We start from the raw sequence: 25,239 nt of genomic DNA, 5'->3' as shown, positions 1-25,239 counted from the left end.
TGCTGTGTATGACGCGCACAAAGGATTCGGCGTTTCTTGTGACCCCTTCGCCAGTCGGGGCCGTCGTGTTCTTGGGAGGATGGTGGAGTGATTGTCGTCGTCTGCCCCGGACAGGGCTCCCAGACCCCCGGGTTCCTCGCTCCTTGGCTCGAACTCGACGGTGCGCGTGAGCGCCTCGATGCCTTCTCCGCGTCGTCCGGTGTCGATCTCGTCGCACACGGCACCACATCGGATGCCGACACGATCCGCGACACCGCCATCGCCCAGCCGCTCATCGTCGCGGCCAGCGTCCTGGCCTGGTCGGCCCTCACGGATCGGGCGGGCGCGGCCCGTCCGGGCGGCGTCGCCGGCCACTCCGTCGGCGAGGTGGCCGCGCTGATCGCCGCGGGCGTCGTCTCCGCGGAGGACGGCATGCGCCTCGTGGGTGAGCGCGGCCGTGCCATGGCCGAAGCCGCGGCCGTCGAGAAGACCGGCATGAGCGCCGTGATCGGCGGGGACCAGGATGCCGTGCTCGCGCGGCTCGCGGAACTCGACCTCACCCCCGCCAACTACAACGGGGCCGGCCAGGTCGTCGCCGCGGGGGCGCTCGAGCCTCTCGCGGCGCTGGCGGCCGAGCCGGTCGCCGGCACCCGCGTCATCCCGCTGCAGGTGGCAGGCGCCTTCCACACCCGGTTCATGCTCCCCGCCGTCGAGCGCCTGCGCTCCGCCGCCGACGGCGTCGCCGTCTCCGCGCCCAGCACGACCCTGTGGACCAACCGCGACGGCACCGTCGTGGACGACGGCGCCGCGGCGCTCGACCTTCTGGTCGGGCAGGTCGCCAACCCTGTCCGGTGGGACCTCTGCATGGCATCCTTCGCCGAGCACGGGGTCACCGGCATCATCGAACTCACGCCCGCCGGCACCCTCACCGGGCTCGCCAAGCGGGCGCTCCGCGGCGTACCGTCGGTCGCGGTGAAGACCCCCGACGACCTCGCGGCCGCGACCGCCCTGCTGACAGGAGACGCCGCATGACCGTCACGCTCAACCAGGCGACCGGACCCGCGTACACGCGCATCTACTCGTACGGCGCCGCACGTGGTGAGAACGCGGTTCCCAACGACGACCTCATCGGACCCATCGACTCCAGCGATGAGTGGATCCGTCAGCGCACCGGCATCATCACCCGCTCGCGCGCCGTCGCGGGCACGAGCGCGATCGACCTCGCGGCGGACGCCGCGGCCGAGGCCGTCGAGCGCGCCGGCATCCCGGCCGACCAGATCGACGCCGTCATCGTGGCGACCGTGTCCAACCCGAAGCAGACCCCGTCGGTGTCGGCGATCGTCGCCGATCGCATCGGTGCCAACCCCGCCGCCGCGTACGACGTGAACGCCGCCTGCGCGGGGTTCGCGTATGCCGTCGCGCAGGCCGACGCTCTGATCCGCGCGGGCGCCGCGCACTACGCCGTCGTCATCGGCGCGGAGAAGCTCAGCGACATCGTCGACCCGACCGATCGCTCGATCTCGTTCCTGCTGGGCGACGGCGCCGGCGCCGTCGTGATCGGGCCGAGCGACTTCCCGGGGATCGGCCCCACGGTGTGGGGCTCGGACGGCTCGAAGGCCGACGCGGTCGGCATGAACCACACGCTCGTCGAATTCCGCGACGGGCAGGCGCCGTGGCCGACGCTCCGCCAGGAGGGCCCGACGGTGTTCCGCTGGGCCGTCTGGGAGATGGTCAAGGTCGCCCGCAAGGCGCTCGAGGAGGCCGGCGTCGAGCCCGGCGACCTCGCCGCCTTCGTGCCGCACCAGGCCAACATGCGCATCATCGACGAGTTCGCCAAGCAGCTGAAGCTGCCCGAGTCGGTCGTGATCGGCCGCGACATCGAGACGACCGGCAACACCTCGGCCGCCTCGATCCCCCTCGCCACGCACCGGCTCCTCGAAGAGCACCCCGAGCTCAGCGGCGGGCTGGCCCTGCAGATCGGCTTCGGCGCCGGGCTCGTCTTCGGCGCCCAGGTCGTCGTCCTCCCCTGACCGCGCGCACCCCACACCTAAACTGAACAGCGGCCCGGCCGGGCCCGCGACCGCCACCGAACAAGGAGAAACCATGGCATTCACGAACGACGAGGTCCTCGCAGGGCTTGCCGAGCTCATCACCGACGAGACCGGCATCTCGGCCGACGAGGTCGCGCTGGAGAAGTCCTTCACCGATGACCTCGACATCGACTCCATCTCGATGATGACGATCGTCGTCAACGCCGAGGAGAAGTTCGGCGTCACCATCCCCGACGAAGAGGTCAAGAACCTCAAGACCGTCGGCGACGCTGTCACGTTCATCACGTCGAACCAGGCGTAGCCCCGACACCGGTGGGGGCGTGAGCCCCCACCGGAGCATCCCGAGGAGACCATGAGCATTCCCCGAATCGTCGTCACCGGCATCGGCGCCTCGTCGCCCATCGGCGGCACCGCACCGGAGAGCTGGTCGGCGCTGCTGGCCGGCGCATCCGGCGCCCGCACGCTCGAATACGACTGGGTCGAGCAGTACAACCTGCCCGTCACGTTCGCGGCGCAGGCACTCGTCCGCCCCGACACCGTGCTGGAGCGCCCCGTCGCGAAGCGCCTGGACCCGTCCTCGCAGTTCGCGCTCGTCGCCGCGCAGGAGGCCTGGGCTGATGCCGGTGCACCCGAGGTCGACCCGGACCGTCTGGGTGTCGACTTCGCGACCGGCATCGGGGGTCTGTGGACCCTGCTGGACGCCTGGGACACGCTGCGGGAGAAGGGACCCCGGCGCGTGCTGCCGATGACCGTCCCGATGCTCATGCCGAACGCCGCCGCCGGCAACCTGTCCCTGCACTTCGGGGCGCGGGCGTACGCCCGCACCGTGGCGAGCGCGTGCGCATCGAGCACGGAGTCGATCGTCAACGCGATCGAGCACCTCCGCGACGGCCTCGCGGATGTCGTGATCGCCGGTGGCACGGAGTCCGTCATCCACCCGGTGACGATCGCATCCTTCTCCTCCATGCAGGCGCTCTCGCGCCGCAACGACGACCCCGCGACGGCCTCCCGTCCCGCGAGCATCGACCGTGACGGCTTCGTCATGGGCGAGGGTGCCGCCGTCCTCATCCTCGAGACCGAGGAGCACGCCAAGGCCCGCGGGGCGAAGATCTACGCCGCCGTCGTCGGCGGTGGCGTCACCGCGGACTCGTACCACATCACGGCCAACGATCCCGAGGGCACCGGTGCCGCACGTGCCGTGCGGCTCGCCCTCGAGATGGCCGACGCCTCTCCGGACGACGTCACGCACATCAACGCGCACGCGACCTCGACGCCGGTGGGCGACCCGAACGAGTACGTGGCGCTGAAGACCGTGTTCGGCGATCGCATCGACGACATCCCGGTGTCGGCGACGAAGGCCTCCACGGGTCACCTGCTCGGCGGCACGGGCGCACTCGAGGCGATCTTCACGATCATGGCCCTGCAGGAGCGTCTCGCACCGCCGACGATCAACCTCACCGAGCAGGACCCCGCCGTCCCGTTCCGCCTCTCCGGCGAGCCGACGCCGTTGGGCTCCGGTCAGCAGCTGGCGATCAGCAACTCGTTCGGGTTCGGCGGGCACAACGCCGTCGCCGCGTTCGCGTCGGTCTGACCCGCATCCCGACGAACAAGAACGCCCCCGGGAAGCCATCCGGGGGCGTTCTTCATGTCAGACGGTGCGGAACGCGGTCCCGGATCCCGGGACACCCGTCGACCGAGCCCGGTACTGGCGCCTCGCGCCGTCTGAAGTCTTCAGTTGTGGAGTGTCGCGAAGCGGAGGGGCGTCTCAGCCGACCTTGTGGTTCAGCCGACCCCGTGGTTCAGCCGACCTTGTGGAGCCAGACGACGGGTGCGTCGTCGCTCGCGTGCCGGAAGGGCTCGAGCTCGTCGTCCCACGCGGCGCCGAGCGCGACGTGCAGCTCGCGCTGGAGTTCGAACGCGTCACCCGCGGCGATCTCCATCGCGTACCGCAGCCGGTCCTCGCCGATGACGACATTGCCGGCCGTGTCGGTCTGCGCGAAGTGGATGCCGAGACCCGGCGTGTGCAGCCAGCGACCGCCGTCGCTGCGCGGCGTCGGGTCCTCCGTCACTTCGAAGCGGAGATGCTCCCAGCCGCGGATCGCGGTCGCGAGGGACGCGCCGGTGCCGGCCGGTCCCTCCCAGTAGAACTCCGCGCGCCGACTGCCGGCGAGTACCGGCTGGTCGGCCCAGTCGAAGTTCACCGCACGCCCCAGCGCGCGTCCGACCGCCCACTCGAGGTGGGGGCACAGCGCGCGTGGCGCGGAGTGGATGAAGATCACTCCGCGCGCCTGTGGTGTCGCCATTTCGTCTCCGTTTCATCAGGTGCGTCTTCCCCTACGACCTGAGTGCCGGAGTGCGGCGGTGTATGCGGTTGTGGGGCCATTATCCCCCACGGGCCGCGCGAATCACAACCCTGTCATTCGGCGCGTTTCGGGGACCGCGCCGCGGCGCCGGACGAGATGCGCCGTGGCAGCGTGGGGCATGGCCTGGGACGCCCAGATCGCCGAAGATCGAGGGATCACTGGCGCTCCCTGGAAGGGTCGAGCTATGGAGTACGACGCTCGACTTCCAGCCCAAGGAGATCAGGGGCTCGGGCGACCTCTGGATCGCGGAGGGGCTGCTCAGCTACGACGGCGGCGACCCGCTCCACTACGTCAAGATCATGGAGTTCCGCGGCGAGAAGGTCGCCCGCGAGACGCTCTCCTTCGAGGAGCCCTTCCCGGCACCGGAGTGGCGGAAGCCGTGGGCGGCCGAGGGGCCGCGGCCCACGCGTCAGCATGACCTCCCCGCGCATGTCCTCGGCGGAAACTGACGCGCGCAGCGCGGGAGGCCCCTACCCTTCGTAGGTGTCGGTCCAGGACGCGATGTCCACGCCGTGGTTGTCGGGTGAGGCGAGCGACCACCAGGCGGGCGCGTAGGAGTCATCGGCGAGCCGGCCCCCGGCCGCGATCGCGGCATCCACGCGCGCTCGGGCCTGGTCGGCCGGCACGAAGACGTCGAGATGTGTCCGCCCACGTGCCGGCGCATCGCCGGTGATCGGATTGAACGCGAGCTGCGGCCCGCAGCGCAGCGGATCGACGGCATCCGTGTCGCCGAGCGCCTCATAGCCGAGCGCCGCCAGGAAGAACGGTCGCGCGTCCGCCTGCGAGTGCTGGGCGACGTAGATGCCGACCGACTGCGCCGACGAGGGATCGGGCGTCAGCCGCAGCGCGGCGGCCGCCCGCGACACTGCCGCGGCGAAGGGCCCCGCGGACGCAGGGATCCCCTCCGGAGCGGGGATCCGCACGACGACCCCCTCGGGTCGCACGTCGATGTCCGGCAGGATGCCGAACTCCTCGGCCGCGGCGACGACCGGGGCGACGAGGCCCGCCGCCTGGGCGAGCGAGCTCGCGGTGAAGACGGCCTGCGGGCCGGTGCCCGTGACGCGCCAATCGGAGACGCCCGGAGACCGGTGGAACGCGGCCGCCGAGATCGGAGTCGAGTCGTCGGTGGGTTCGCCCATGAGGAGCTCCTTCGCTGTCCGAGTCCACGCCGGTGACGAGCGAGGGCCTCGCGAGGACTCCACGGTACCCGGGGCGTGCGACGCGGGGAATGTCGCCATCTGTAGGGCGGGTGGGACTTGAACCCACGATCGTCGGGTTATGAGCCCGCTGCCTTGACCAGCTTGGCCACCGCCCCCTGCGACAGAGAGCCTACCGGAGCGCCGCGGCGCGCCCGGCTCAGTGCCGGTGCGGGCCGAGCGGCCGCTCGTCGTCGACGGGCGGGTCGGGCCACACCTTCGACACCGCCTCGGTGATCCGGATGGAACCGGTGCGCGGGGACGGGCCGTCGACGGTCTCGCTCCCCCGCTGGATCGGGATCTCCTGGCTGTCGCTGACCACCTGAGGATGGTGCCGAGCCAGCTGGAAGACCCCTGCGACCGCCATCGCCCCGGCGATCGCGAAGCCGACGTAGGCCCACAGCGGTGCGTTCACGGCCTCGCGGAGGACGATCAGGCCGATGAGGATGGCGACGATCGGGTCGATGACGGTGAGCCCGGCGATCACGAGGTCGGGCGGCCCGGACGCGTAGGCGGTCTGGACGAAGTACGCGCCGATGGCCGTTCCGGCGAGCAGCGCCGCGAGGCAGACGAGCGTCAGCCACTCGAAGTCGCCGGTCTGGATCCGGCTGATGACGACCTTGGCGAGCGTCGCGACGAAGCCGTACATGATGCCCGCCGCGACGATGTAGAAGAGCGCGGCGATGCGCTTGCGCAGCCAGAGCCACAAGCCGGTCAGCACGATCGTGACGGCGCCGAGGATGAGGAGGATCGTGATGAGCTGGCTGTCCAGCACACGCGTCTCGGTCGCGAAGAGGGCCGCGATCGTGATGAAGACGAAGATGCCGCCGACGCACAGCGCGATCGCCGTGAGCGAGCGCTTCGTGGGGCGGTGTCCGCTGATGCGCGCGTTGAGCAGCGTCGTGATGACGAGCGAGATCGCCCCGACCGGCTGCACGAGGATCAGCGGAGCGAAGGACAGGGCCGCGAGCTGGCACACGATCGCCAACCCGAGCATCACGGTGCCGGCGACCCAGGACGGCCTCGTCAGCAGACGCAGAAGCTGTCCGCCGGTGAGTCCCCCGCCGCCGTCGACGTGGCTCAGCGCTTCGACCTTCTGGACGCCGCGATGCTGGTACTGCGCGCCGAACGACATGAAGACCGCGCCGAGCAGGGCGAGCGGGATGCCGATCAGGATTGCGGGATCACGGAAGACGCCCACCACCTGGTCGGCGATGTCGTCGAGCGGCATGGCCAGGGCTTCCACCCCTCGACACTAACGGCCCGCGCGGCTCGATAGGCTCAAGGACGTGGCTGTTCTCCCGATTCGCATCATGGGCGATCCCGTCCTGCACTCCATTGCCTCCCCCGTGGGCGAGGTGACCGATGAGATCCGCACCCTCGTCGCCGACATGTTCGAGACGATGGATGCCGCCCCCGGCGTCGGCCTCGCCGCGCCCCAGGTGGGTGTCGGTCTCCGCATCTACACGTACTCCTACCCCGACGACGACGGCGAGCCGTGGCGGGGCGTCATCCTCGATCCCGTCCTGTGGATGACGCCGCCGGAGCCGGGCACACCCGACGACGACGACGAGTCGGAGGGATGTCTCTCGTTTCCGGGCGAGCGTTTCCCGCTGCGGCGCTCCGACGAGGTCCGGGTGACCGGCACGGACCTGGAAGGCGCACCCGTCGAGATCCACGTCACCGGATGGCGTGCGCGCATCATGCAGCACGAGTTCGACCATCTGAACGGCATCCTCTACATCGACCGGCTCGACGATGCGGACTGGAAGACGGTGCAGAAGATCGCGCGCAAGCGGGGCTGGGGCCGTCCCGGGAGCAGCTGGCAGCCCGGCGTCGACGACATCGACGCGTAGCAGCCGCGCCGACTCAGCGCACGACGGCCGTGACGGTCGCCAGCCGGGCGAGCACCTCCTGGCTGATGGAGCCGAGCAGGAAGCGCGCGATCGCGCCCCGGCCGTGCGTGCCGACGACCGTGAGCCGCGCGGATGCCGCGAGTTCGTTGAGGACGTGCGACGGATACCCGCGTTCGACGCGCCGGACGACCTGCACATCGGGGTAGTCCTCCGCGATCCCCGCGATCGACAGGGCGAGGATCTCCTCGGTCGCCGCCTGCATGTTCGTGAGGTACAGCTCCGGATAGACCGCGAGACCGTTGCGCGGCGCCTGAAGCGGCGTCCACACCGCGCACGCGGTGAGGGGTTCGCCGAGGCGGTCGGCTTCGGCCGCCGCGAAGCGGATCGCCCGTTCGGACACCTCCGAACCGTCCACGCCCACCACGATGCCCGACCGGGCGCCCAGGTCGATGTCCGGGACGACGACGACCGGGCAGGCGGCGCCCGCGGCGATGCGGATACCGTGCATGCCGCGCGCGGGACCGGATCCCGGACCGGTGTAGTCACTGCCGATGACGAGGAGATCCGCCGATGCCGACGCGTCGATGAGCTTCGCGACCGGGTTGCCGTTGTCGACGCGGGTCGTGATCTCCACGCCGCGCCCGCGCACGCGGTCCGCCTCGAGATCCAGCATCTTCTGCGCCGCGGCACGCGCGTCGATGACGACATCCGCTTCGCCGACGGTGCCCATCGCCCCGCCCACGACGGCGACCAGTTCGACGCGCTGGCGGTTCTCGGCCGCGCGGGCGACGGCCCAGTCCACAGCGCGGGGCGAGACGGGAGCTCCGGTCACGCCGACGACGATCATCTCAGCCATGGTGCCCTCCATTGGGATCCGCTTGCCCCACACGATAGCCCTCGGGCGGAGTCTTCGCCGTGGGGTCGGCCGTGAGAAACGGAGGCGCCGGGGGAAGGGTGAAGGCCAGGGGTGGAAGCCCTGGCCTTCGTTCGGGATCCGCGCAGATGACGCGGGATTCCCGACTGCCAGTGTACCCGCCAAATGGTCACGTACGAATCCGATATCTGGCAGACTCTTCATCTGTAGGCGGCTGGGGCCGCCTCGTGACGACCGCACGAAGCACAGTGGGGACCGTGCTTGCGGCTGTCGCCGGCTTGCACGCGCCGCCAGGGAGTAGACGCATGACCGACCTGATCGCCAGGACCATCCGACGCACCGCCGACGCCGCCGGCAGCGTCACGGTCGGCCTGGCACCGCGCATGGATGAGAACAGCTTCCGTGTCTTCCTGGGCGACGCCTATCTCGGCGACGTCGTGTCACGCACCACGCAGACCCGCAAGCGCGTTCCGGGGACCCATCTCGTCCTGACCGGCGCCGCGCACGTCGAGTGGGTGGCCACCGCGCCGGAGTCGACCGGTCACGGCGCCACGTCGCACCTCATCCAGGACGACGCGATCCGCGCGCTGTTGAGCCTCGCCGGGGCGCTCACGGTCTGAGGTCTCGACGGCAGGCGGGGCGCGGATGCGCCGACGCGGCCGCCCCTACACTGGCCCCATGACCGGCCCCCGCACGACGCCCCGATGAGGGCGGTCGTCTACGACCGCTACGGACCCCCGGACGTCCTGCGACTCGACGATGTCCCGGTTCCGGCTCCCGGTCCGAGCCAGGTTCTCGTCGAGGTCGCGGCCACCTCGATCAACCTGTCCGACTGGGAGTGTCTGACCGGATCACCCGCCTACGCCCGCATCGGCGGCCTCCGTCGCCCGAAGAATCGCGTCCTGGGCTCCGACATCGCCGGCCGCGTCACCGCGGTCGGGAAGGATGTCACGCGCTTCCACGAGGGCGACGAGGTCTACGGCGACAATCTCGCCCTGATGGGCGGCTTCGCCGAGTACGCGGTCGTGCCGGAGCGTGCCCTGGCGCTCAAGCCGGCCGGGCTCACCTTCGAGCAGGCCGCGGCCCTCCCCCAAGCGGGCGCGATCGCGTACCAGGGGATGGCGGGGGCCGGCGCCGGAATGCGGGTCGCGATCAACGGCGCGGGAGGCGGGAGCGGATCGCTGGCGATCCAGATCGCGAAGCGCGCCGGCGCGCACGTGACCGGTGTCGACAATGCCGGCAAGCTCGACTTCCTCCGGCAGATCGGCGCGGATGACGTCGTCGACTACCGCACCGAGGACTTCACGCGCCGGGAGCCCTACGACCTCATCCTCGACCTCGTGGCGCACCAGTCGGTGTTCGCGTACCGGCGAGCGTTGGCGCCGGGTGGCCGGTACCTCTGCGTCGGGGGCACCGTCCGATCGCTCCTGCGCATCCTCACCGTCGGCGCCGCCGCAGGTGCGCTCACCGGTCGCCATCTCGGCATGCTCGTCGTGCAGGCGGGGCCGACGCATTTCACGCCGGTCGCGGAACTGTGCGCGGCAGGGGACCTCCGCATCCACATCGATCGCACGTTCCCGCTGGGCGAGACGCCGCAGGCGCTCGCGCACGTGGGCGCCGGCCGCGCACTCGGCAAGGTGATCGTCGTCCCGTGAGCCTGGACCGGCGCACGGGTGCGGCGTTACCGTGAAGCATGTCGGGCATTCGGTGGAGGCGCGTCGCGATCGCGAGCATCGTGGTCGGGATGTTCGCCCTGCTGATGACCATGACGATCCTGCAGTGGGAGCTCCCCGTCTGGGTGGTGCCCGTGATTCCCGGTTTCGCGCTCGTCGCGATCTCGCTCCTGGCCCGGCCTGCACCGCCCGTCAGAGGAAGCGCCGAGCTGTACGCCGCGGACGGCTACTCGGATGCGGAGCTCGGGCGAAGCCGGCCCACGCACCCGTTCGTGGATCCGGAGGCCGCGTCGGAGATCGGCGACGCGCTGCCCGCCGATCCGCTCCGTCTCCCGGACAGCCCGCGCTGAACGCAGCGCGGGCCTGAACGCGGGCGTGAGCGAGCAGCCGGCCGCGAGAAACCACATCCGGCATGAGAAACCACGCGAGTACCGGTTTCTCATGCTCGATCTGATTTCTCGAGCCTGGGAGGTCGGGCCAAGGCCGGAGCGGTGCGGCGGCGGCCCCGGGAAAGACGAAACTCCCTTGATTCGTCAAGGGAGTTCAGGCGCCTAGTGGCTCCCCGGCTTGGACTCGAACCAAGAACCTATCGGTTAACAGCCGATTGCTCTGCCAATTGAGCTACCGAGGATCAGCCGCCCATCTTGCGGTGGGCAACCCGACTATCGTAGCAAAGCCGCAGGGGTGCTCGTGACGTCAGGGGGCCAACCGCGTGTCCTCATCCGGCGTCCACAGCACGTCATCCAGGCCCGCCCCATACCCCACCGGGTGACCGTCGCGGAGCACCAGCACGGCGGCCGCGAAGTGCCGGATGACCTCCTCCTCGTTGGTGACGAGCAGCAGCGACATGCCCGACTCCCGCCGCCGACGCTGCAGGGCATCGCGCACGGTCACGCGGACCTCGGGATCGAGGTTGGCGAACGGATCGTCCCCCACCAGCAGCCGCGGTTCGAGGACGAGGGCCCGCGCGAGCGCGACGCGCTGCCGCATCCCCGCACTCAGCTCGTACGGGTACTTCGCGGCGGCCCCGAGAGGCAGCTGGAGCTCGTCGAGGAGCCCGGCGACGCGGATGGCCAGAGCGCGGCGGTTTACCCGCCGGTCGCGGCTCGTGATCGGCTCGGCGATGATGTCCGAGATCGTGAGCCGGGGGTTCAGATCTGCGCCGACCCCCTGACCGAGCCAGCCCGTGACGTAGGTGAGCACGCGCCGACGGCGTCCGCGCGCACGGGCCGGGATCCCCTCCACCAGCGCCGATCCTCCGACGATCGTGGCGTCGGTGTCCGCGCCGGCCAGGACCGCGGCGAGACTCGACTTTCCGGCACCCGCGGGACCCATGACGGCCAGGGCTGCCCCGCGCGCCAGCGTGAACGACACGCCGTCCACGACGCGCGGTCCCCGCCTGCCCCGAGCGATCGAGAGGTCCACGCACCGGACGGACACGTCGGTTTCGGAGCGCGGAGACATCCCCTCATCCTGCCCCGGCGACGCGGGAGACGCTACTCGTCGGACAGGGCCCGGCGGCGCGCGTCGAGCTCACGGAGCGCGACCCGCACGGTGCGGCCCTCCTCGGAGTCGGCCGGCACCCGCTGGATGGCGCCGATCATCTCGTGCTTCTCCCGGTCCACGGCGCGCAGGCGCAGCCGGCGGCAGAGCGACAGCGTGGATGCCGTCGCCTCGGCCTCGGTGAGGGCCGGGAAGTCGGCGGTGAGCAGCTCGACGGCGAGGGAGCGGAACGGCTCCCGGGCCGACTCGGCCGCCGTCGACGCCCAGCCGATGCGGCTGCGGTCGGCCTGCGCGACGATGGCCTGCCGCACTGCGTCGAGCGCGGGATGCGACATCGGCAGCGTCAGCGCGGCATCCACTTCGGCGGCGTCCAGGAGGTGCCCGTACTGGAGGATGCCCATCAGCGCGTCGCGCTCGATGGCGACATCCGATGTGCGGGGCAGCGAGACCAGCGTGACCCGCGTCGTCTCCCCCACGGGCGCGGCGGCGGCCGGTGCCGTCTCGCCCGACCGTGCGGCGCGGGCGGCGCGTTCCACGGCGGGAGCGACCTCGGACAGATCCATCCCGAGCTTGCGGGCCAGGACGCGGGTGTACCCGGGGCGAAGCGCCGGGTCGCGGATGTCGGCGACGATCGGCGCCGCCGAACGCAGCGCGCCGACCCGGCCCTCCACGGTCGCCAGGTCGAAGCCGGTGAGGCGCTGGTCCATGACGAACTCGAACATGGGGGCCTTGGTCTCGATGAGCGAGCGGACGGCGCCGTCACCGCGGTTCAGGCGCAGATCGCAGGGGTCGAGGCCACCGGGCGCAACGGCGACGTACGTCTGCGCAGCGAAGCGCTTCTCGTCGCCGAACGCGCGCAGCGCGGCCTTCTGCCCGGCGGCATCCGGATCGAACGTGAAGATCACCTCGCCGCCGACGGAGTCATCGCCCATCACGCGGCGGAGCACCGTGATGTGGTCGGAGCCGAAGGCCGTGCCGCAGGAGGCGATGGCCGTCGTGATGCCGGCGAGGTGACAGGCCATGACGTCGGTGTAGCCCTCGACCACGACGACCCGGTGCTGACGGGAGATGTCGCGCTTGGCGAGGTCGAGCCCGTACAGCACCTGCGCCTTCTTGTAGATCGGCGTCTCGGGGGTGTTGAGGTACTTCGGACCCTGGTCGTCCTCGTAGAGACGCCGCGCGCCGAAGCCGATGGTCTGCCCCGTGACGTCGCGGATCGGCCACACGACGCGCCCGCGGAAGCGGTCGTAGACACCGCGCTGGCCCTGCGAGACGAGCCCCGCCGTCGCGAGCTCCTCGTCGGTGTATCCCTGCGCGCGCATGGCGTCGCGGAGGGAGTTCCAGCCCTTGGGCGCGTAACCGACCCCGAAGTGCGCCGCGGCGCCGGCATCGAAGCCCCGCTCGCCCAGGAACCGGCGCCCCGCGTCGGCCTCGGGGGTCGACAGCTGCGAGCGGAACCACTCCGCGGCGGCGGAGTTGGCCTGGTACAGGCGGGTGCGCCCGCTCGTCTCCGGCGCCGCCTGCCCGTCTTCGTAGTGCAGCTGGTAGCCGATGCGCGCGGCGAGCCGCTCGACGGCCTCCGTGAAGGAGAGGTGGTCCATCGCCCGCAGGAACGAGTAGACGTCGCCCGACTCGCCGCAGCCGAAGCAGTGGTAGTAGCCGACCTGCGGCCGGACGTGGAAGCTCGGGCTGCGCTCGTCGTGGAACGGGCAGAGCCCCTTCAGCGAGCCGACGCCGGCGGACTTGAGGGCGACGCGCTCGCCCACGATGTCGCCGATGTTCGTGCGGGATTTCACCTCGTCGACGTCGGCCTGCCGGATGCGCGCCATCAGAGCCCCTCGAGCGGTTCGGGAAGCGCGAACGCATGGGAGGGGACGACGGTGCCGGAGGACCACAGGCCGAGTTCGCGCAGGTCGACGGGACCCACGAGCCGCGTGTGCCATTCGATCGCGAACCGGTCGGTGAGCGTCGCGACCTGGTCGACGACGACGCGCGTGCGCTCGGCATCCGTGCCCGCCCGCACGAAGTCGCCGGCGTGCATCAGGTCGAGCTGCTCGGGGCGGGCGAGGAGGGCCGACGCGAGCCGCTTGAGCACGCGCCGCTGCTCCTTGTAGAGACCCTTCCGCCCCTCGATCGAGACCACGAAGGCACCCAGGATGCCCTTGAGCACCGCCATCTCCGCCTCGATCACGCGGGGGACGATCACGCGCCCCCGGTAGCGGGTGAGCACGGAGGCCGTGAAGTGCTCGCGGGTCGCGGCCGTCGCGGCGCGGGCGAAGCGGCCGATGAGATCGGAGGTCAGGTTCTTCAGCCGTGCGACGTCGTCTCGGGAGCCGTCGAACGAGGTGAACCACTCCGGCAGTCGGGTGATGCGATAGAGCGCGTCGGCGAGTTCGTCGCGTGTGAACCCGTAGCCGACCCACGACTGGATGGCGGTGAGCAGCGCCTCGCGCTCCCGCGGGTCATCGAGCCGCCGCGGGTCGAGGTAGTCGTTGAGGATCGCATCCTCGAAGTCGTGCACCGAGTAGGCGATGTCGTCGGAGAGGTCCATGACCTCCGCTTCGATGCACCGCACGCGCCCGGGGGCGTCGGCGCGGAGCCAGCGGAACACGGCCTCGTCCTCGGGGTACACGCCGAACTTGAGCCGCCCGCCCGGATCGGGCACCGGATTGTCCGCGGTCCACGGGTACTTGCAGGCCGCGTCCAAGCTCGCGCGCGTGAGGTTCAGCCCGAAGCTGCGCCCGTCGTCGTCGATGACCTTCGGCTCGAGCCGGGACAGGATGCGCAGGGTCTGCGCGTTGCCTTCGAAGCCGCCGATGTCCTCGGCCCACTCGTTGAGCGCCCGCTCGCCGTTGTGGCCGAAGGGCGGGTGGCCGATGTCGTGGCTGAGGCACGCGGTGTCCACGACGTCCGGTGACAGTTCGAGGGCGATCGCGAGCTCACGGCCCACCTGGGCGACCTCGAGCGAGTGGGTCAGGCGGTTGCGGGCGAAGTCGCCGGGGCTCGCCGGGCTCAGGACCTGGGTCTTGGATGCCAGCCGGCGCAGGGCCGCCGAGTGCAGCACGCGGGCGCGGTCGCGCGCGAAGCTGTCGCGCTGGGACCGGTGCCGTTCGGGGTGGAATCGCTCGGCGTCGTGGTCGTCGTAGCCGGAAGGTCGTCCCGGCGCGACGCCCACGCCGCTCGCGAGGTCAACCGCCACTGTGGTCGAGCTCCGCATCGGCGAGGGCGCTGGAGGCGTCGGCCCCGAGATCGCGGGAGTCCAGCCAGCCGTCCGGCAGCGCCGGGCGCTTGGGAGTGCCCGCGCGTCCCCGCTGGCCTTCGGCCGCGGCACCCGGGTACGGGGCCGTGAGGTCGAGGGTGTCGATGAGCTCGTCGATCTCGTCGAGGGTCGACACGGTCGCGAGCCGTGCGCGCGTATCGCCGCCGACCGGGTAGCCCTTGAAGTACCAGGCCACGTGCTTGCGGATGTCGCGGCAGCCGCGCCCCTCGTCCTCGAAGAACTCGACGAGCAGCTCGGCGTGACGGCGGAAAGCCCGCGCGACGAACGCGAGATCGGCGTCGACCGGCTCGCCGTGCGCGGCCTGCGGTCCCCCGAGCGCGCGCGCGAGGTCGCCGAACAGCCAGGGCCGCCCGAGGCAGCCCCGACCGACCACGACGCCGTCGCACCCGGTCTCCGCCATCATGCGGGCCGCGTCCTCCGCCGACCAGATGTCGCCGTTGCCGAGCACCGGCACGCTCGTGACGGTCTCCTTGAGCCGCGCGATGGCGTCCCAGTCGGCCGTGCCGGAGTAGAACTCCGACGCCGTGCGGGCGTGCAGGGCGACTGCGGCGATGCCGGCATCCTCGGCGATCCGTCCGGCATCCAGGTACGTGAGGTGGTCGGGGTCGATGCCCTTGCGCATCTTCACAGTGAGGGGGATGTCCCCGGCCGCACGCGCCGCGCGCGTGACGATCTCGCGGAAGAGCCCGAGCTTCCAGGGCAGCGCCGCCCCTCCGCCCTTGCGGGTGACCTTGGGGACGGGGCAGCCGAAGTTCAGGTCGATGTGGTCGGCGTGGTCCTCTTCGACGAGGATGCGGACCGCGGACTCGACCGTCGTCGGGTCGACGCCGTACAGCTGGATGGATCGCGGCGTCTCCGACTCGTGGTGCCGGATGAGGCGCAGCGTGGTGGCGTTGCGCTCCACGAGGGCGCGCGTCGTGATCATCTCGCTGACGTAGAGTCCCGCGCCGTACTCGCGGCACAGCCGGCGGAACGCCGTGTTGGTGATCCCCGCCATGGGGGCGAGCACGACGGGCGCGTCGAGCGCGATGGGCCCGATGCGCAGCGGGGGCGCGGGTGCGAGGGTCGTGGACATCCTGTCCATTCTCCCAGACGCAGCGCCGCCCGCGCGCTTGTGGACGGCCGTATCGTGGAGAACATGACCGTGACGCAGACTGTGGACCTCCACCGCATCCCCTTCGAGACCGCGGATGGCACCGCGCAGACCCTCGCGGACTACGACGACAGCCTGCTGCTGATCGTCAACGTCGCCTCGAAATGCGGGCTGACGCCCCAGTACGAGCAGCTCGAGCAGCTGCAGCGCACCTACGGCGCGCGGGGACTGCAGGTCGTCGGGTTCCCCTGCAACCAGTTCATGGGTCAGGAGCCGGGCTCGCTGGACGAGATCCTCGAGTACTGCTCCGTCACGTGGGGCGTGAGCTTCCCGATCATGGACAAGGTCCGCGTCAACGGCTCCCACGCCGCGCCGCTCTACAAGGCGCTGAAGAAGGCGCCGAACGCACAGGGCTCGAAGGGACCGGTCAAGTGGAACTTCGAGAAGTTCCTCGTGACACCGTCCGGCGACGTCCACCGCTTCCGTCCGCAGATGAAGCCGGACGACCCGGAGATCGTCACGGCCATCGAGGCGAACCTCCCGCGGTAGCCCGCAGCCGCTAGGCGGTCTGCGCGGCGGGCTCCTGCTCGGCATCCTGCCGCTCGGCCCACACCTGACGGGCGATCTGCGCGAACGCGTCCGCCGGCTGCGCGCCGCTGACGCCGTACTTTCCGTCGATCACGAAGAACGGCACGCCGTTGATGCCGTACGCGGCCGCCTGTGCCTGATCGGCGCGGACGTCGGCCAGGTGCCGGTCGGACTCCAGCGCCGCGCGCGCGGCTTCCGCGTCGAGACCGGCCTCCGCGGCGAGATCGACGAGGTCGTCGATACGGCCCACGTGGCGGCCCTCCATGAAGTACGCCGACATCAGGCGTTCGGCCATGGCGTGCTGAGCGCCCTGCGACTTGGCGAAGTGCAGCAGCTCGTGCGCCTTGACGGTGTTCGTGTGCTTCAGGATGTCGAACCGGTACGCGAGACCCGCCTGCGCGGCCACGCCCGTCACGTTCTCCAGCATCTCCTGCACGCGCTCGCGCGGCATCCCCTTGTGGCCGGCGAGGAAGTCCACCTCATCGCCGTCGAAGTCGACGGGTGTGTCGGGCGACAGCTCGAACGAGTGGAAGGTCACCTCCACCTGCGGGGCGTCGTCGTCGGCGGCGATCTGCGCGAGCCCGTTCTCCAGGTTCCGCTTGCCGATGTAGCACCAGGGGCAGGCGATGTCGCTCCACACGTCGATCTTGATGGCATCCGTCATACCGGGGGGAACAACGTTTGCACCCCGACATATTCCTGCGCCGCGTCAATCAGGCGGATCTGCGTCAGGGAAGAACCGGAACCGCACCCGGATGTCGTCGCTGAGAGGCACGACGAGCGTGGACGCGTTCGGGGACCACCGGTCGGGGACGAGGAAGAGGCGGTCCTCGCCGCGGACGAGCAGGCGGAGCCCGTGGTAGCGGTACGCGAACTGTCCGGCGATCGGCTCCCCCGCCGCGTCCCGCTCCTTCTCGAGTTCGATGACCGTGATGGCGGGGTTGCCCGGAGCCAGCCGCTCCCGCGTGTCGAGGACGACGGCGGGCAGCGTGGACAGGTCCGCGGCCTGCGTCCGCGCCTGGCCCCGGCCCCACCATTCTGCGACCGTCGCCGTCGCCCAGAACGTGCCGGCGACCATCACCGCGACGAGCAGCACGACCAGCGGACGGGCCCGCGCGGCGTCACGGGGCGGGTGGGCGCTGGAGGCCGCATAGGCGGCCAGGCCTGCGCCGACGGCGAGGCACGCCGCGGTCGCGAAGCCGTAGAACGGCCACGTGGCGAGGAATGCGTAGCCGAAGGCGAGGGCGAGTCCGACGATGAGCAGGAGGACGCCCGCCGCGGCCAGGACCGTGGTCACGCGGCGACGCGCCTCAGCCGAGACGGCGAGGCGGCGGCGGAGCATCCGGTGCGCGACGAGGACGGCCGCCGCGAGCAGCAGAAGCACCATCACCGGGATGAAGAGCGCGCCGGGGCTGCGGATGACGAACTGCTGGTTGCTGAGGCCCAGCACGTCGACGTCGACGCCGAAATAGAGGAAGAACGCACGCGAGGATACGTATCCGAAGTAGAACAGCAGCCCCGTGATGAGCGTCGCCGGCGCGATGAAGGTCGACAGGAAGCTCAGCCACTTCTCGAACCCCAGCCCGGTCGGTGCCTCCTCCGCGACGGCCTCCGGCTCCTCCGCGGGCGGCCGGGCGGGCGTCCTCCGGACGCGGACCACGCCGTCACCCGCCCAGCACGATCGGTGGGCCGCGGTCGGCCTGACGCTCGATCGCGGCGTCGCAGAAGCTCGGTTCGGTGCACTCCAGGGTCCCGGCGAAGCCCACCTCGGCGCTCCCCTGGTACGACGCGGTCGCGGTGAGGATCATGCTGCAGGTCGTGAACGGCGTGTCGGGTTGCATCACGAAACCGATGCAGGTCTCCGTGGCGCCGACCGACCCGCACACGGCGGGCTCGGCCGTGACCGCGTCCTCCGGGTCGGAGACGATCCCCTCGACCGTGAACGTGACGTTCTCCGGCGGGGCCTCGCCGCCCCAGAAGAAGCCGACGGTGACGCACCACACGCCTGCGGAGATCTCCTCGGGGTCGCCCTGCGCGCCGAACGGCGGTCCGCCGAAGTCGACGGAGGGGCCGGAGCGACGGGTCTCCTGCGTCGGGTCGACGGGGCCGTCCGTGACCTCCCCGTCGCCGTTGCCGCCGTCATCCGGAGCGGTCGTCTCCACCGGCGGGTCGGCCGTCCCCGTCTCGGCGGGCGCGCAGGCGGCGAGCCCGAGCGCGAGGAGCGCGGCGGCGACGATGACCGTCGTGCGGGACCTGTGCTGACGCGCGGACATCCGAGGCCTCCCGACCGCGGCGCGTGCGCGCCGCCCCTGTATCGGAGAGCGTCTGCTCGGCTGCATGATACGCCGCAGCGTGCGCTGCGGATACGGCCTCGCGAACGGCTCAGGCCGTGGGGGCGTCGACCGCCCCGCCGAAGCGGCGGTCACGGCTGAGGTAGAGCTGGATGGCATGCCAGAGCTCGCTGCGGGAGAAGTCCGGCCACAGCGTGTCGAGGAACACCATCTCGGCGTAGGCCGACTCCCAGAGCAGGAAGTTCGAGGTGCGCTGCTCGCCGCTGGAGCGGACGAACAGGTCGACGTCGGGCATGTCCGGGACGTACAGGTTCCGCCGGATCGTCTTCTCGGTGATCGCGGACGGTTTCACGCGGCCGGCGGCGATGTCCTCGCCGATCCGGCGCATCGCGTCGACGAGTTCGACACGCCCGCCGTAGTTGATGCACATCGTCAGGGTCAGCACGTCGTTGCCCGCCGTGAGCTTCTCGGCGTACTGCAGCTCGGTGATGACCGACCCCCACAGGCGCGGCTTCCGCCCCGCCCACCGCACGCGGACGCCCCACTCGTTCAGCTGATCGCGGCGCCGGTGCAGCACATCGCGGTTGTAGCCCATCAGGAAACGCACCTCGTCGGGCGAGCGGCTCCAGTTCTCCGTGGAGAACGCGTACACGCTGAGGTGCTTGACGCCCGCCTGGATGGCCCCGGCGACGACGTCGAGCAGCACCTCCTCCCCCGCGCGGTGCCCCTCGATGCGCGTGAGTCCGCGGCGGTTCGCCCAGCGTCCGTTGCCGTCCATCACGATCGCGATGTGGCTCGGCACCCCGCCCCTGGGGAACGCGGGCGGATGGACGCCGGTCCAGTCGAGCGGTCGGTAGGGCACCGCATCGCGGTGCGTATACGGCTTGGGACTCACGAAACCGCCTCGATGTGACTGAGCGAGCGGATGCCGCGCTCGAGGTGCCACTGCGCGTACGCGGCGATGAGTCCGGATGCCGCGCCGGTCGCGCCCGGCGACGCCGCGTCCACGTCATCCCATTCGCCCGCCATGAGGGCGCGCAGCAGATCCCCGGTCTCGGGGCGCAGGCGCGCGGACCCGACCGGCGCGCATGCGCTGCAGACCGTGCCGCCGAGCTGCGCCACGAACCACTCGTGCGGGCCGACGGTGCCGCAGCGCGCGCAGTCCTCGAGCCCCGGCGCCCATCCGGACAGCGCCATGGCGCGGAGCAGGTACGAATCGAGTACGGCACGCGAGGCATGGTCGCCGCGCGCGAGGGAGCGGAGCCCCCCGACGAGCAGGAGGTACTGCTGCGGCGTCGCCTCGGCCTCGTTGAGGCGGTCCGCGGTCTCGACCATGGCGTGCGCGGCGGTGTAGCGGTCGTAGTGGACCGCGATCTCCGCCCCGTAGGACCCCAGCGACTCCGCCTGCTGGATGATGTCGAGCGAACGGCCCTGATAGAGCTGCACGTCGGCGACCATGAACGGCTCCAGGCGTGCCCCGAACCGCGACGAGGTGCGGCGCACACCCTTCGCGACGGCGCGCAGCTTGCCGTGACGGCGGCTGAGCATCGTCACGATGCGGTCGGCTTCACCCAGTTTGTGGGTGCGAAGGACCACGACTTCGTCGCGGTAGGTGGGCACTCCTCGATTATCGCCGCCAGCGACGACAATGGAGGCGTGACAGAGCCGCTCTTCCTGATCCCTCTCTGGGCCGACCTCATCGCCGTCGGCCTCGGCGGCGTGCAGGGCGCGCTGTTCGCCTCCGGCTTCGTCGGCCAACGTCGCCTCGATCTCCTGGGCGTCGTCATCATCGGCACCGTCGTGGGCATGGGCGGCGGTCTCATCCGCGATCTGCTGCTGAACGTCGAGCTCGCCACGATGCAGAGCAACTGGTACCTGCTGACGGCGGTCGGCGCGGCCCTCCTCGGGATGCTCCTCGCGAACATCTTCCAGCGCCTGAACGCCGTCATCGTCGCCCTCGACGCCGTCGTGATCGGCCTGTTCGGCGCGTTCGGCACGAGCAAGGCGCTCGCGATCGGCCTTCCCGAGGTCCCCGCCGTCTTCGTGGGCGTGTGCGCCGCGGTCGGCGGCAGCGTGCTGCGCGACGTGTTCATGGGGCTGCCCGTCGCGATCATGCACGTCGGGTCGCTCTACGCCGTCGCCGCCGCGGGCGGCTGCATCGTCCTCGCGCTCAGCAAGTCGCTCGGCGCTCCGCTGCTGGCCGCCGCGATCGCCGGTCTCATCGTGACGACCGTCATCCGTCTGCTCGCGGTGCTGTTCGACATCTCCCTGCCCGAGCAGCGCGCGCTCTACCGCCGGAAGGTCGCCGTGGAGACGTCGACCATCCCGATCGTCCGGTCCTGACCGGGCACCGCCCGCCGGCTCAGACGGAGGCGAGCTCTCCCGAGCGCTCCCGCGTGCGGATCGCGCGGTTCACGCACGAGACGATCGCCTTGAGGCTCGCGGTCGAGATGTCGCCGTCGATGCCGACGCCCCACAGGCGGTCGCCGTCGACGTTGAGCTCGACGTACGCGGCGGCCTGGGCGTCGCCGCCGGCGCTCAGGGTGTGCTCGACGTAGTCGTAGAGCGACACCTCGAAGCCGCGCTCGTGCAGGATCGAGAGGAACGCCGCGATGGGTCCGTTGCCGTGCCCGGTCGCCGGGACCCTCTCGTCGCCGTCACGCAGCGTGACCTCGAGCGTGACGTCGCCCGACATGTCGCTGTTGGTGCGGGTCGAGAGCAGCTCGAAGCGTCCCCACTTGTCCTCGTCCGCGCGGGCGGGCAGGTACTCGTCGGTGAAGATCGCCCAGATCTGGTCGCTGGAGACCTCGCCGCCGTCGGCGTCGGTCTTGGCCTGCACGACCCCGGAGAACTCGATCTGGAGCTTCCGCGGCAGGTCGAGGGCGTGGTCGGTCTTCAGCAGGTACGCGACGCCGCCCTTGCCGGACTGCGAGTTCACCCGGATGACGGCTTCGTACGAGCGGCCCAGGTCCTTCGGGTCGATCGGCAGGTACGGGACGGCCCATTCGATCTCGTCGACGGAGACGCCTTCGTCCGCGGCCCGTGACGCCATGGCCTCGAAGCCCTTCTTGATGGCGTCCTGGTGCGACCCGCTGAACGCCGTGAAGACGAGGTCGCCGGCCCACGGGCTGCGCTCGGGCACCGGCAGCTGGTTGCAGTACTCGGCGGTGCGCTTGACGTGGTCGATGTCGCTGAAGTCGATCTGCGGGTCGATGCCCTGCGTGAGCAGGTTGATGCCCAGGGCGACGATGTCGACGTTGCCGGTGCGCTCCCCGTTGCCGAACAGGCAGCCCTCGATCCGGTCCCCACCCGCCATGTAACCGAGTTCGGCGGCGGCGATCGCCGTGCCGCGGTCGTTGTGCGGGTGCAGCGACAGGATGACGTTCTCGCGGTGCGCCAGGTGACGGCTCATCCACTCGATCGAGTCGGCGTAGACGTTCGGCGTCGCCATCTCGACCGTCGCCGGCAGGTTGATGATGACCTTGCGCTCGGGGGTGGGCTCGAGCACCTCCAGCACCTGGTTGCAGACGTCGACGGCGAACTCCAGTTCGGTGCCGGTGTAGCTCTCCGGGGAGTACTCGTAGAAGACCTTGGTCTCCGGGATCCGCTTCTCGAACTCGCGGCACAGCCGCGCGCCCTCGAGCGCGATGTCGACGATGCCCTGCTTGTCGGTGCGGAACACGACCTCGCGCTGCAGGATGCTCGTGGAGTTGTACAGGTGCACGATCGCCTGCTTGGCGCCCGCGATGGACTCGTACGTGCGGGCGATGAGGTGCTCGCGGGACTGCGTCAGCACCTGGATCGTCACGTCGTCGGGGATGCGCCCCTCTTCGATGAGCTGGCGGACGAAGTCGAAGTCCGTCTGGCTCGCCGAGGGGAACCCGACCTCGATCTCCTTGTAGCCCATCTTCACGAGGAGCTCGAACATGACGCGTTTGCGCTCGGGGCTCATCGGGTCGATGAGGGCCTGGTTGCCGTCTCGGAGGTCGACGGCGCACCAGCGCGGGGCCTTCTCGATACGGGCGTTCGGCCACGTGCGGTCGGGCAGATCGACGCGGATCTGCTCGTGGTACGGGCGGTACTTGTGGATCGGCATGCCCGACGGCTGCTGCGTGTTCTCCATGATGCTGTCGCTTCTACTCTCGTCGAATGATGCGGGCCGACGACAAGCTCCGCGACGAGGGAGGCCCTAGAACGAGGTCTCGTCGCGGCGGCTAAGAAGGAGGAGCCGGCCGAAGCGCATGCGCCCAGGTTACACCCGTGCGCCGGGTGCGAGAACTTCTGAGACGATCACGCGGGCGGCGACACTCCCCGGACATGAACCCTCGTCGCTTCATCGTCGGATCCGCGCTCGGCGTCGCCGCCCTGCTGTCGATGTCCGCCTGCGCCACCAGTTCGCCGTCCGCCGGATCATCCGACGCGCCGGTCGGACACTCCCTCGGCTCGCTGTGGCCGGCGCCGCCCGAGGGCGAAGTCGTCGGCCAGGGCACCGTCATGGACGTCGACGGGACCGCCGAGCTGTGCGTCGGCGCCGTGATGGAGTCCTACCCGCCGCAGTGCGACGGCATCCCGCTGAAGGGGTGGAGCTGGGACGGCGTCGACGGGTCGGAGGCGGAGGGCGACGTCCGTTGGGGCACGTATGCCGTGCAGGGCACGTATGACGGCGAGGTCCTCACCGTCACGCAGCCGCCCATCATGCTCGCGCTGTACGACCCGATGATGCCGGAGGACCCCACGGGCGGGAAGGCCGGCGCGGGCGAGGAGGCGGAGCTCCTGGAGATCCAGGAGGCGCTCCCGGATCTGCTGGGCGCGGAGTACCTCAGCTCCTACCCCGAGAACGGCTGGCTGTGGGTGGACGTCGTCTGGGACGACGGCACCTGGCAGAAGGCCGCCGACGACGACTACGGGAAGGGCGTCGTCGTCGTCCGGTCAGCATTGCGCGAACTCGCGGGCTGACCCCCACCCGCGCGCGCCGCGATGGCTTCCGCGGCGCGCGCGGGTTCTCTTTGCGGGGACGAGCGATCCCCCATCTCACCTGGGGAAAACCGGGCGCGGAATGTCTGACCCCCGCGCGAGAATCGAGGCATGCAGGCACTCCTGGCACACCTGACCGACATCATCGGTCAGACGCGCGAGCAGGTGCGGACGGGGCTCGCCGACGGGGAGATCCTCTGCGCGTCGGACGAGGATCTCGTGCATGCGCTCTCGCTCGCTGGCGAGTTGCAGCGACTCACGGATGCGGTGCTGATCGAGGCTGTCGGGGAGATCGACCGACGCTCGATCGCCGCCGATCGCGACCTGCGGCTGACATCGCGGTTCGGATGCCATGACGTCGTCGAACTCGTCCAGCGGGCGACGCTGGTCGGCCCGGCGACGGCCGCGCGGCTGCGACGCGCCGCGGACGACGTCCGTGTGGGCGTATCCCTGGCGCAGGAGCCGATGCCGGCACCGCTCCCCGCGATGCGTGCCGCCCTGCTCGAGGGCGCCGTCGGGATTGATGGCGTGCTCGCGGTCGGCGATCCGCTTCGCGGATTACGGCGGCGCGTGAATCACGATGACCTTCTCGCCGCCGACGAGATCCTCGCGGCCGAGGCGCGCGGTTCCGGCCCGGACGGTGCTCCGCCCGCGTGCGCCGACCTGCTCCGGATCCAGGCGCGCGCGTGGGCGGCGGCGCTGGATCAGGACGGCGCCGAACCGCGCGAGGAGAAGGCGTTGCGCCTTCGCGGTCTCACCTTCGGGACCGCGCACGACGGCGTCGTGCCCGTCAGCGGTGCGCTGCTCGTGGAGGTCGCAGCGCAGTTCCAGCGCCTGCACGACGCGATCGTCTCTCCGCGCACCGCTGGGCCGGTGTTCCGCCCGGAAGGGTCGGAGCCGACGGTTCGCGAAGACGACGACGTGCGCACGTCTGCGCAGAAGCGGCACGACACGTTCGCGTCCGTGCTGTTCACGGCAGCGTCCAGCGCCCTGCTTCCGACGATCGGCGGCGCCGCACCGACACTCGTGGTCTCGGTCCGCGAGGAGGATCTGCTGTCCGGCACGGGATGGGCGCACATCGACGGCGCCGATGAGCCCGTCTCCGTCGCGGCGGCGCGGCACAGCGCCTGCACGGGCGTCGTCCAGCGCGTCCTGCTCGGTGCGAACGGCAGGGTGAAGCGCATCGGCACGGAGGAACGGGTCTTCAACCGCCACCAGCGCCGGGCGATCGCGCTCCGTGACGGCAACTGCCTCATCCCCGGATGCGGCGTACCGGCGGGCTGGTGCGAGATCCACCACGTCACCGAGCATGCGCGCGGCGGAGCGACGCACACCGACAACGGCGTCCTGCTGTGCTGGTTCCACCACCGACATCTGGACCGCAGCGGATGGCGGATCCGGATGAACCGGGGCGTCCCCGAGGTGCTGCCACCTGTCTGGATCGAAGCCGATCCGCGCTGGCGCGTCGCCACGACCTCCCCGACGCGTCTGCTCGACAGTGTCCGCCGGCGGATCTGA

The 25,239-nt window shown here is 70.9% G+C and carries 27 protein-coding genes and 2 tRNA genes; 13 read left to right on the top strand and 16 right to left on the bottom strand.

What is annotated here, in order from left to right:
• Positions 1 to 87 precede the first annotated feature (87 nt).
• The 4 genes from QZL85_RS03750 to QZL85_RS03735 all read left to right on the top strand — a co-directional run bounded on the left by QZL85_RS03750 (position 88) and on the right by QZL85_RS03735 (position 3,621).
• Positions 88 to 1,011 carry an ACP S-malonyltransferase gene (locus QZL85_RS03750; protein ID WP_295573746.1) on the top strand — a complete coding sequence of 308 codons (924 nt, stop codon included), beginning with the start codon at positions 88 to 90 and terminating at the stop codon, positions 1,009 to 1,011.
• Positions 1,008 to 2,009 carry a beta-ketoacyl-ACP synthase III gene (locus QZL85_RS03745; RefSeq protein WP_295573745.1) on the top strand — a complete coding sequence of 334 codons (1,002 nt, stop codon included), beginning with the start codon at positions 1,008 to 1,010 and terminating at the stop codon, positions 2,007 to 2,009. The genes QZL85_RS03750 and QZL85_RS03745 overlap by 4 nt, the downstream gene beginning before the upstream one ends.
• 73 nt (positions 2,010 to 2,082) lie before the next feature.
• Complete coding sequence (locus QZL85_RS03740) at positions 2,083 to 2,331, top strand: acyl carrier protein (RefSeq protein WP_028495632.1); 249 nt, start codon at positions 2,083 to 2,085, stop codon at positions 2,329 to 2,331.
• Positions 2,332 to 2,382: 51 nt separating this feature from the next.
• A complete protein-coding gene (locus QZL85_RS03735; RefSeq protein WP_295573743.1) occupies positions 2,383 to 3,621 on the top strand; it encodes a beta-ketoacyl synthase in 1,239 nt (412 codons plus the stop codon).
• Between the two features lie 208 nt (positions 3,622 to 3,829).
• On the opposite strand, the gene QZL85_RS03730 is transcribed toward QZL85_RS03735, so the two are convergent.
• Complete coding sequence (locus QZL85_RS03730; RefSeq protein WP_295573741.1) at positions 3,830 to 4,333, bottom strand: DUF3145 domain-containing protein; 504 nt, start codon at positions 4,331 to 4,333, stop codon at positions 3,830 to 3,832.
• Between the two features lie 359 nt (positions 4,334 to 4,692).
• On the opposite strand from QZL85_RS03730, the gene QZL85_RS03725 reads away from it, so the two are divergent.
• On the top strand, positions 4,693 to 4,842 hold the full coding sequence (locus tag QZL85_RS03725; RefSeq protein ID WP_295573739.1) for a hypothetical protein: 150 nt from the start codon (positions 4,693 to 4,695) through the stop codon (positions 4,840 to 4,842).
• A gap of 21 nt (positions 4,843 to 4,863) precedes the next feature.
• Here QZL85_RS03725 and QZL85_RS03720 read toward each other — a convergent pair whose 3' ends face one another.
• The 3 genes from QZL85_RS03720 to QZL85_RS03710 form a co-directional block, all read right to left on the bottom strand.
• A complete protein-coding gene (locus tag QZL85_RS03720; RefSeq protein WP_295573737.1) occupies positions 4,864 to 5,532 on the bottom strand; it encodes a VOC family protein in 669 nt (222 codons plus the stop codon).
• A 102-nt stretch (positions 5,533 to 5,634) separates the two neighbouring features.
• Positions 5,635 to 5,708, bottom strand: a tRNA-Ile gene (locus tag QZL85_RS03715).
• A gap of 41 nt (positions 5,709 to 5,749) precedes the next feature.
• On the bottom strand, positions 5,750 to 6,820 hold the full coding sequence (locus tag QZL85_RS03710) for a DMT family transporter (RefSeq protein ID WP_295573950.1): 1,071 nt from the start codon (positions 6,818 to 6,820) through the stop codon (positions 5,750 to 5,752).
• A gap of 58 nt (positions 6,821 to 6,878) precedes the next feature.
• On the opposite strand from QZL85_RS03710, the gene def reads away from it, so the two are divergent.
• On the top strand, positions 6,879 to 7,445 hold the full coding sequence (gene def, locus QZL85_RS03705; RefSeq protein ID WP_295573735.1) for a peptide deformylase: 567 nt from the start codon (positions 6,879 to 6,881) through the stop codon (positions 7,443 to 7,445).
• Positions 7,446 to 7,458: 13 nt separating this feature from the next.
• Here the strand turns inward: def and QZL85_RS03700 are convergent, their stop codons facing one another.
• On the bottom strand, positions 7,459 to 8,301 hold the full coding sequence (locus QZL85_RS03700; RefSeq protein ID WP_295573733.1) for a universal stress protein: 843 nt from the start codon (positions 8,299 to 8,301) through the stop codon (positions 7,459 to 7,461).
• Positions 8,302 to 8,624: 323 nt separating this feature from the next.
• On the opposite strand from QZL85_RS03700, the gene QZL85_RS03695 reads away from it, so the two are divergent.
• From QZL85_RS03695 to QZL85_RS03685, 3 genes are all read left to right on the top strand, one after another.
• Positions 8,625 to 8,939, top strand: coding sequence for a hypothetical protein (locus tag QZL85_RS03695; RefSeq protein WP_295573732.1), 315 nt, complete (start codon positions 8,625 to 8,627; stop codon positions 8,937 to 8,939).
• A gap of 84 nt (positions 8,940 to 9,023) precedes the next feature.
• Entirely contained in the window at positions 9,024 to 9,974 is a 951-nt protein-coding gene (locus tag QZL85_RS03690) for an NAD(P)-dependent alcohol dehydrogenase (RefSeq protein ID WP_295573730.1), read from the top strand.
• Positions 9,975 to 10,012: 38 nt separating this feature from the next.
• On the top strand, positions 10,013 to 10,342 hold the full coding sequence (locus tag QZL85_RS03685; protein ID WP_295573729.1) for a hypothetical protein: 330 nt from the start codon (positions 10,013 to 10,015) through the stop codon (positions 10,340 to 10,342).
• 205 nt (positions 10,343 to 10,547) lie between these two features.
• Here the strand turns inward: QZL85_RS03685 and QZL85_RS03680 are convergent.
• From QZL85_RS03680 to dusB, 5 genes are all read right to left on the bottom strand, one after another.
• Positions 10,548 to 10,623 (bottom strand) — tRNA-Asn (locus QZL85_RS03680).
• A 65-nt stretch (positions 10,624 to 10,688) separates the two neighbouring features.
• Positions 10,689 to 11,456 carry an ATP-binding cassette domain-containing protein gene (locus QZL85_RS03675; protein WP_295573727.1) on the bottom strand — a complete coding sequence of 256 codons (768 nt, stop codon included), beginning with the start codon at positions 11,454 to 11,456 and terminating at the stop codon, positions 10,689 to 10,691.
• 32 nt (positions 11,457 to 11,488) lie between these two features.
• Positions 11,489 to 13,324, bottom strand: a complete 1,836-nt coding sequence (gene dnaG, locus QZL85_RS03670) for a DNA primase (protein ID WP_295573725.1) — start codon at positions 13,322 to 13,324, stop codon at positions 11,489 to 11,491.
• The gene (locus tag QZL85_RS03665) at positions 13,324 to 14,694 is read right to left on the bottom strand and encodes a deoxyguanosinetriphosphate triphosphohydrolase (RefSeq protein ID WP_295573722.1); all 1,371 of its coding nucleotides are present in this window, start codon (positions 14,692 to 14,694) and stop codon (positions 13,324 to 13,326) included. Before QZL85_RS03665 ends, dnaG begins: the two co-directional genes overlap by 1 nt.
• Positions 14,684 to 15,850, bottom strand: coding sequence for a tRNA dihydrouridine synthase DusB (gene dusB / locus QZL85_RS03660; RefSeq protein WP_295573719.1), 1,167 nt, complete (start codon positions 15,848 to 15,850; stop codon positions 14,684 to 14,686). Before dusB ends, QZL85_RS03665 begins: the two co-directional genes overlap by 11 nt.
• A gap of 63 nt (positions 15,851 to 15,913) precedes the next feature.
• On the opposite strand from dusB, the gene QZL85_RS03655 reads away from it, so the two are divergent.
• On the top strand, positions 15,914 to 16,417 hold the full coding sequence (locus tag QZL85_RS03655) for a glutathione peroxidase (protein WP_295573717.1): 504 nt from the start codon (positions 15,914 to 15,916) through the stop codon (positions 16,415 to 16,417).
• 10 nt (positions 16,418 to 16,427) lie between these two features.
• On the opposite strand, the gene QZL85_RS03650 is transcribed toward QZL85_RS03655, so the two are convergent.
• The 5 genes from QZL85_RS03650 to recO all read right to left on the bottom strand — a co-directional run bounded on the left by QZL85_RS03650 (position 16,428) and on the right by recO (position 20,367).
• Positions 16,428 to 17,120, bottom strand: a complete 693-nt coding sequence (locus tag QZL85_RS03650; protein ID WP_295573714.1) for a DsbA family protein — start codon at positions 17,118 to 17,120, stop codon at positions 16,428 to 16,430.
• A 45-nt stretch (positions 17,121 to 17,165) separates the two neighbouring features.
• The gene (locus QZL85_RS03645) at positions 17,166 to 18,116 is read right to left on the bottom strand and encodes a hypothetical protein (RefSeq protein WP_295573711.1); all 951 of its coding nucleotides are present in this window, start codon (positions 18,114 to 18,116) and stop codon (positions 17,166 to 17,168) included.
• Between the two features lie 4 nt (positions 18,117 to 18,120).
• The gene (locus QZL85_RS03640; protein WP_295573708.1) at positions 18,121 to 18,729 is read right to left on the bottom strand and encodes a hypothetical protein; all 609 of its coding nucleotides are present in this window, start codon (positions 18,727 to 18,729) and stop codon (positions 18,121 to 18,123) included.
• Positions 18,730 to 18,838: 109 nt separating this feature from the next.
• The gene (locus QZL85_RS03635) at positions 18,839 to 19,642 is read right to left on the bottom strand and encodes an isoprenyl transferase (protein WP_295573705.1); all 804 of its coding nucleotides are present in this window, start codon (positions 19,640 to 19,642) and stop codon (positions 18,839 to 18,841) included.
• Complete coding sequence (gene recO / locus QZL85_RS03630; RefSeq protein WP_295573703.1) at positions 19,639 to 20,367, bottom strand: DNA repair protein RecO; 729 nt, start codon at positions 20,365 to 20,367, stop codon at positions 19,639 to 19,641. The genes QZL85_RS03635 and recO overlap by 4 nt, the downstream gene beginning before the upstream one ends.
• Positions 20,368 to 20,403: 36 nt before the next feature.
• Between recO and QZL85_RS03625 the strand changes: the two genes are divergently transcribed.
• Positions 20,404 to 21,090 carry a trimeric intracellular cation channel family protein gene (locus QZL85_RS03625; protein ID WP_295573701.1) on the top strand — a complete coding sequence of 229 codons (687 nt, stop codon included), beginning with the start codon at positions 20,404 to 20,406 and terminating at the stop codon, positions 21,088 to 21,090.
• A 19-nt stretch (positions 21,091 to 21,109) separates the two neighbouring features.
• On the opposite strand, the gene leuA is transcribed toward QZL85_RS03625, so the two are convergent.
• Positions 21,110 to 22,870 carry a 2-isopropylmalate synthase gene (leuA, locus tag QZL85_RS03620; RefSeq protein WP_295573699.1) on the bottom strand — a complete coding sequence of 587 codons (1,761 nt, stop codon included), beginning with the start codon at positions 22,868 to 22,870 and terminating at the stop codon, positions 21,110 to 21,112.
• 194 nt (positions 22,871 to 23,064) lie between these two features.
• Here leuA and QZL85_RS03615 point away from each other — a divergent pair, with 194 nt between their 5' ends.
• On the top strand, positions 23,065 to 23,703 hold the full coding sequence (locus QZL85_RS03615) for a hypothetical protein (protein ID WP_295573696.1): 639 nt from the start codon (positions 23,065 to 23,067) through the stop codon (positions 23,701 to 23,703).
• 129 nt (positions 23,704 to 23,832) lie between these two features.
• Positions 23,833 to 25,239, top strand: a complete 1,407-nt coding sequence (locus QZL85_RS03610) for an HNH endonuclease signature motif containing protein (protein WP_295573694.1) — start codon at positions 23,833 to 23,835, stop codon at positions 25,237 to 25,239.

This window comes from uncultured Microbacterium sp. (genome assembly GCF_900078385.1).
In the GTDB taxonomy this organism is placed as follows: Bacteria; Actinomycetota; Actinomycetes; order Actinomycetales; family Microbacteriaceae; genus Microbacterium.
The sequence above is the reverse complement of the archived record's forward strand: the minus strand, read 5'-3'. Positions and strand labels throughout refer to the sequence as shown.

Bases quoted from the DNA above. Each gene is read 5' to 3' on its own strand.
- dnaG (WP_295573725.1), bottom strand. From the start codon at position 13,324: ATGGCGCGCATCCGGCAGGCCGACGTCGACGAGGTGAAATCCCGCACG.
- QZL85_RS03740 (WP_028495632.1), top strand. From the start codon at position 2,083: ATGGCATTCACGAACGACGAGGTCCTCGCAGGGCTTGCCGAGCTCATC.
- QZL85_RS03745 (WP_295573745.1), top strand. From the start codon at position 1,008: ATGACCGTCACGCTCAACCAGGCGACCGGACCCGCGTACACGCGCATC.
- QZL85_RS03675 (WP_295573727.1), bottom strand. From the start codon at position 11,456: ATGTCTCCGCGCTCCGAAACCGACGTGTCCGTCCGGTGCGTGGACCTC.
- QZL85_RS03650 (WP_295573714.1), bottom strand. From the start codon at position 17,120: ATGACGGATGCCATCAAGATCGACGTGTGGAGCGACATCGCCTGCCCC.
- dusB (WP_295573719.1), bottom strand. From the start codon at position 15,850: ATGTCCACGACCCTCGCACCCGCGCCCCCGCTGCGCATCGGGCCCATC.
- QZL85_RS03725 (WP_295573739.1), top strand. From the start codon at position 4,693: ATGGAGTTCCGCGGCGAGAAGGTCGCCCGCGAGACGCTCTCCTTCGAG.
- QZL85_RS03610 (WP_295573694.1), top strand. From the start codon at position 23,833: ATGCAGGCACTCCTGGCACACCTGACCGACATCATCGGTCAGACGCGC.
- QZL85_RS03710 (WP_295573950.1), bottom strand. From the start codon at position 6,820: ATGCCGCTCGACGACATCGCCGACCAGGTGGTGGGCGTCTTCCGTGAT.
- QZL85_RS03685 (WP_295573729.1), top strand. From the start codon at position 10,013: ATGTCGGGCATTCGGTGGAGGCGCGTCGCGATCGCGAGCATCGTGGTC.
- QZL85_RS03720 (WP_295573737.1), bottom strand. From the start codon at position 5,532: ATGGGCGAACCCACCGACGACTCGACTCCGATCTCGGCGGCCGCGTTC.
- leuA (WP_295573699.1), bottom strand. From the start codon at position 22,870: ATGGAGAACACGCAGCAGCCGTCGGGCATGCCGATCCACAAGTACCGC.
- QZL85_RS03655 (WP_295573717.1), top strand. From the start codon at position 15,914: ATGACCGTGACGCAGACTGTGGACCTCCACCGCATCCCCTTCGAGACC.
- QZL85_RS03690 (WP_295573730.1), top strand. From the start codon at position 9,024: ATGAGGGCGGTCGTCTACGACCGCTACGGACCCCCGGACGTCCTGCGA.
- QZL85_RS03615 (WP_295573696.1), top strand. From the start codon at position 23,065: ATGAACCCTCGTCGCTTCATCGTCGGATCCGCGCTCGGCGTCGCCGCC.
- QZL85_RS03700 (WP_295573733.1), bottom strand. From the start codon at position 8,301: ATGGCTGAGATGATCGTCGTCGGCGTGACCGGAGCTCCCGTCTCGCCC.
- QZL85_RS03730 (WP_295573741.1), bottom strand. From the start codon at position 4,333: ATGGCGACACCACAGGCGCGCGGAGTGATCTTCATCCACTCCGCGCCA.
- QZL85_RS03695 (WP_295573732.1), top strand. From the start codon at position 8,625: ATGACCGACCTGATCGCCAGGACCATCCGACGCACCGCCGACGCCGCC.
- QZL85_RS03735 (WP_295573743.1), top strand. From the start codon at position 2,383: ATGAGCATTCCCCGAATCGTCGTCACCGGCATCGGCGCCTCGTCGCCC.
- QZL85_RS03640 (WP_295573708.1), bottom strand. From the start codon at position 18,729: ATGTCCGCGCGTCAGCACAGGTCCCGCACGACGGTCATCGTCGCCGCC.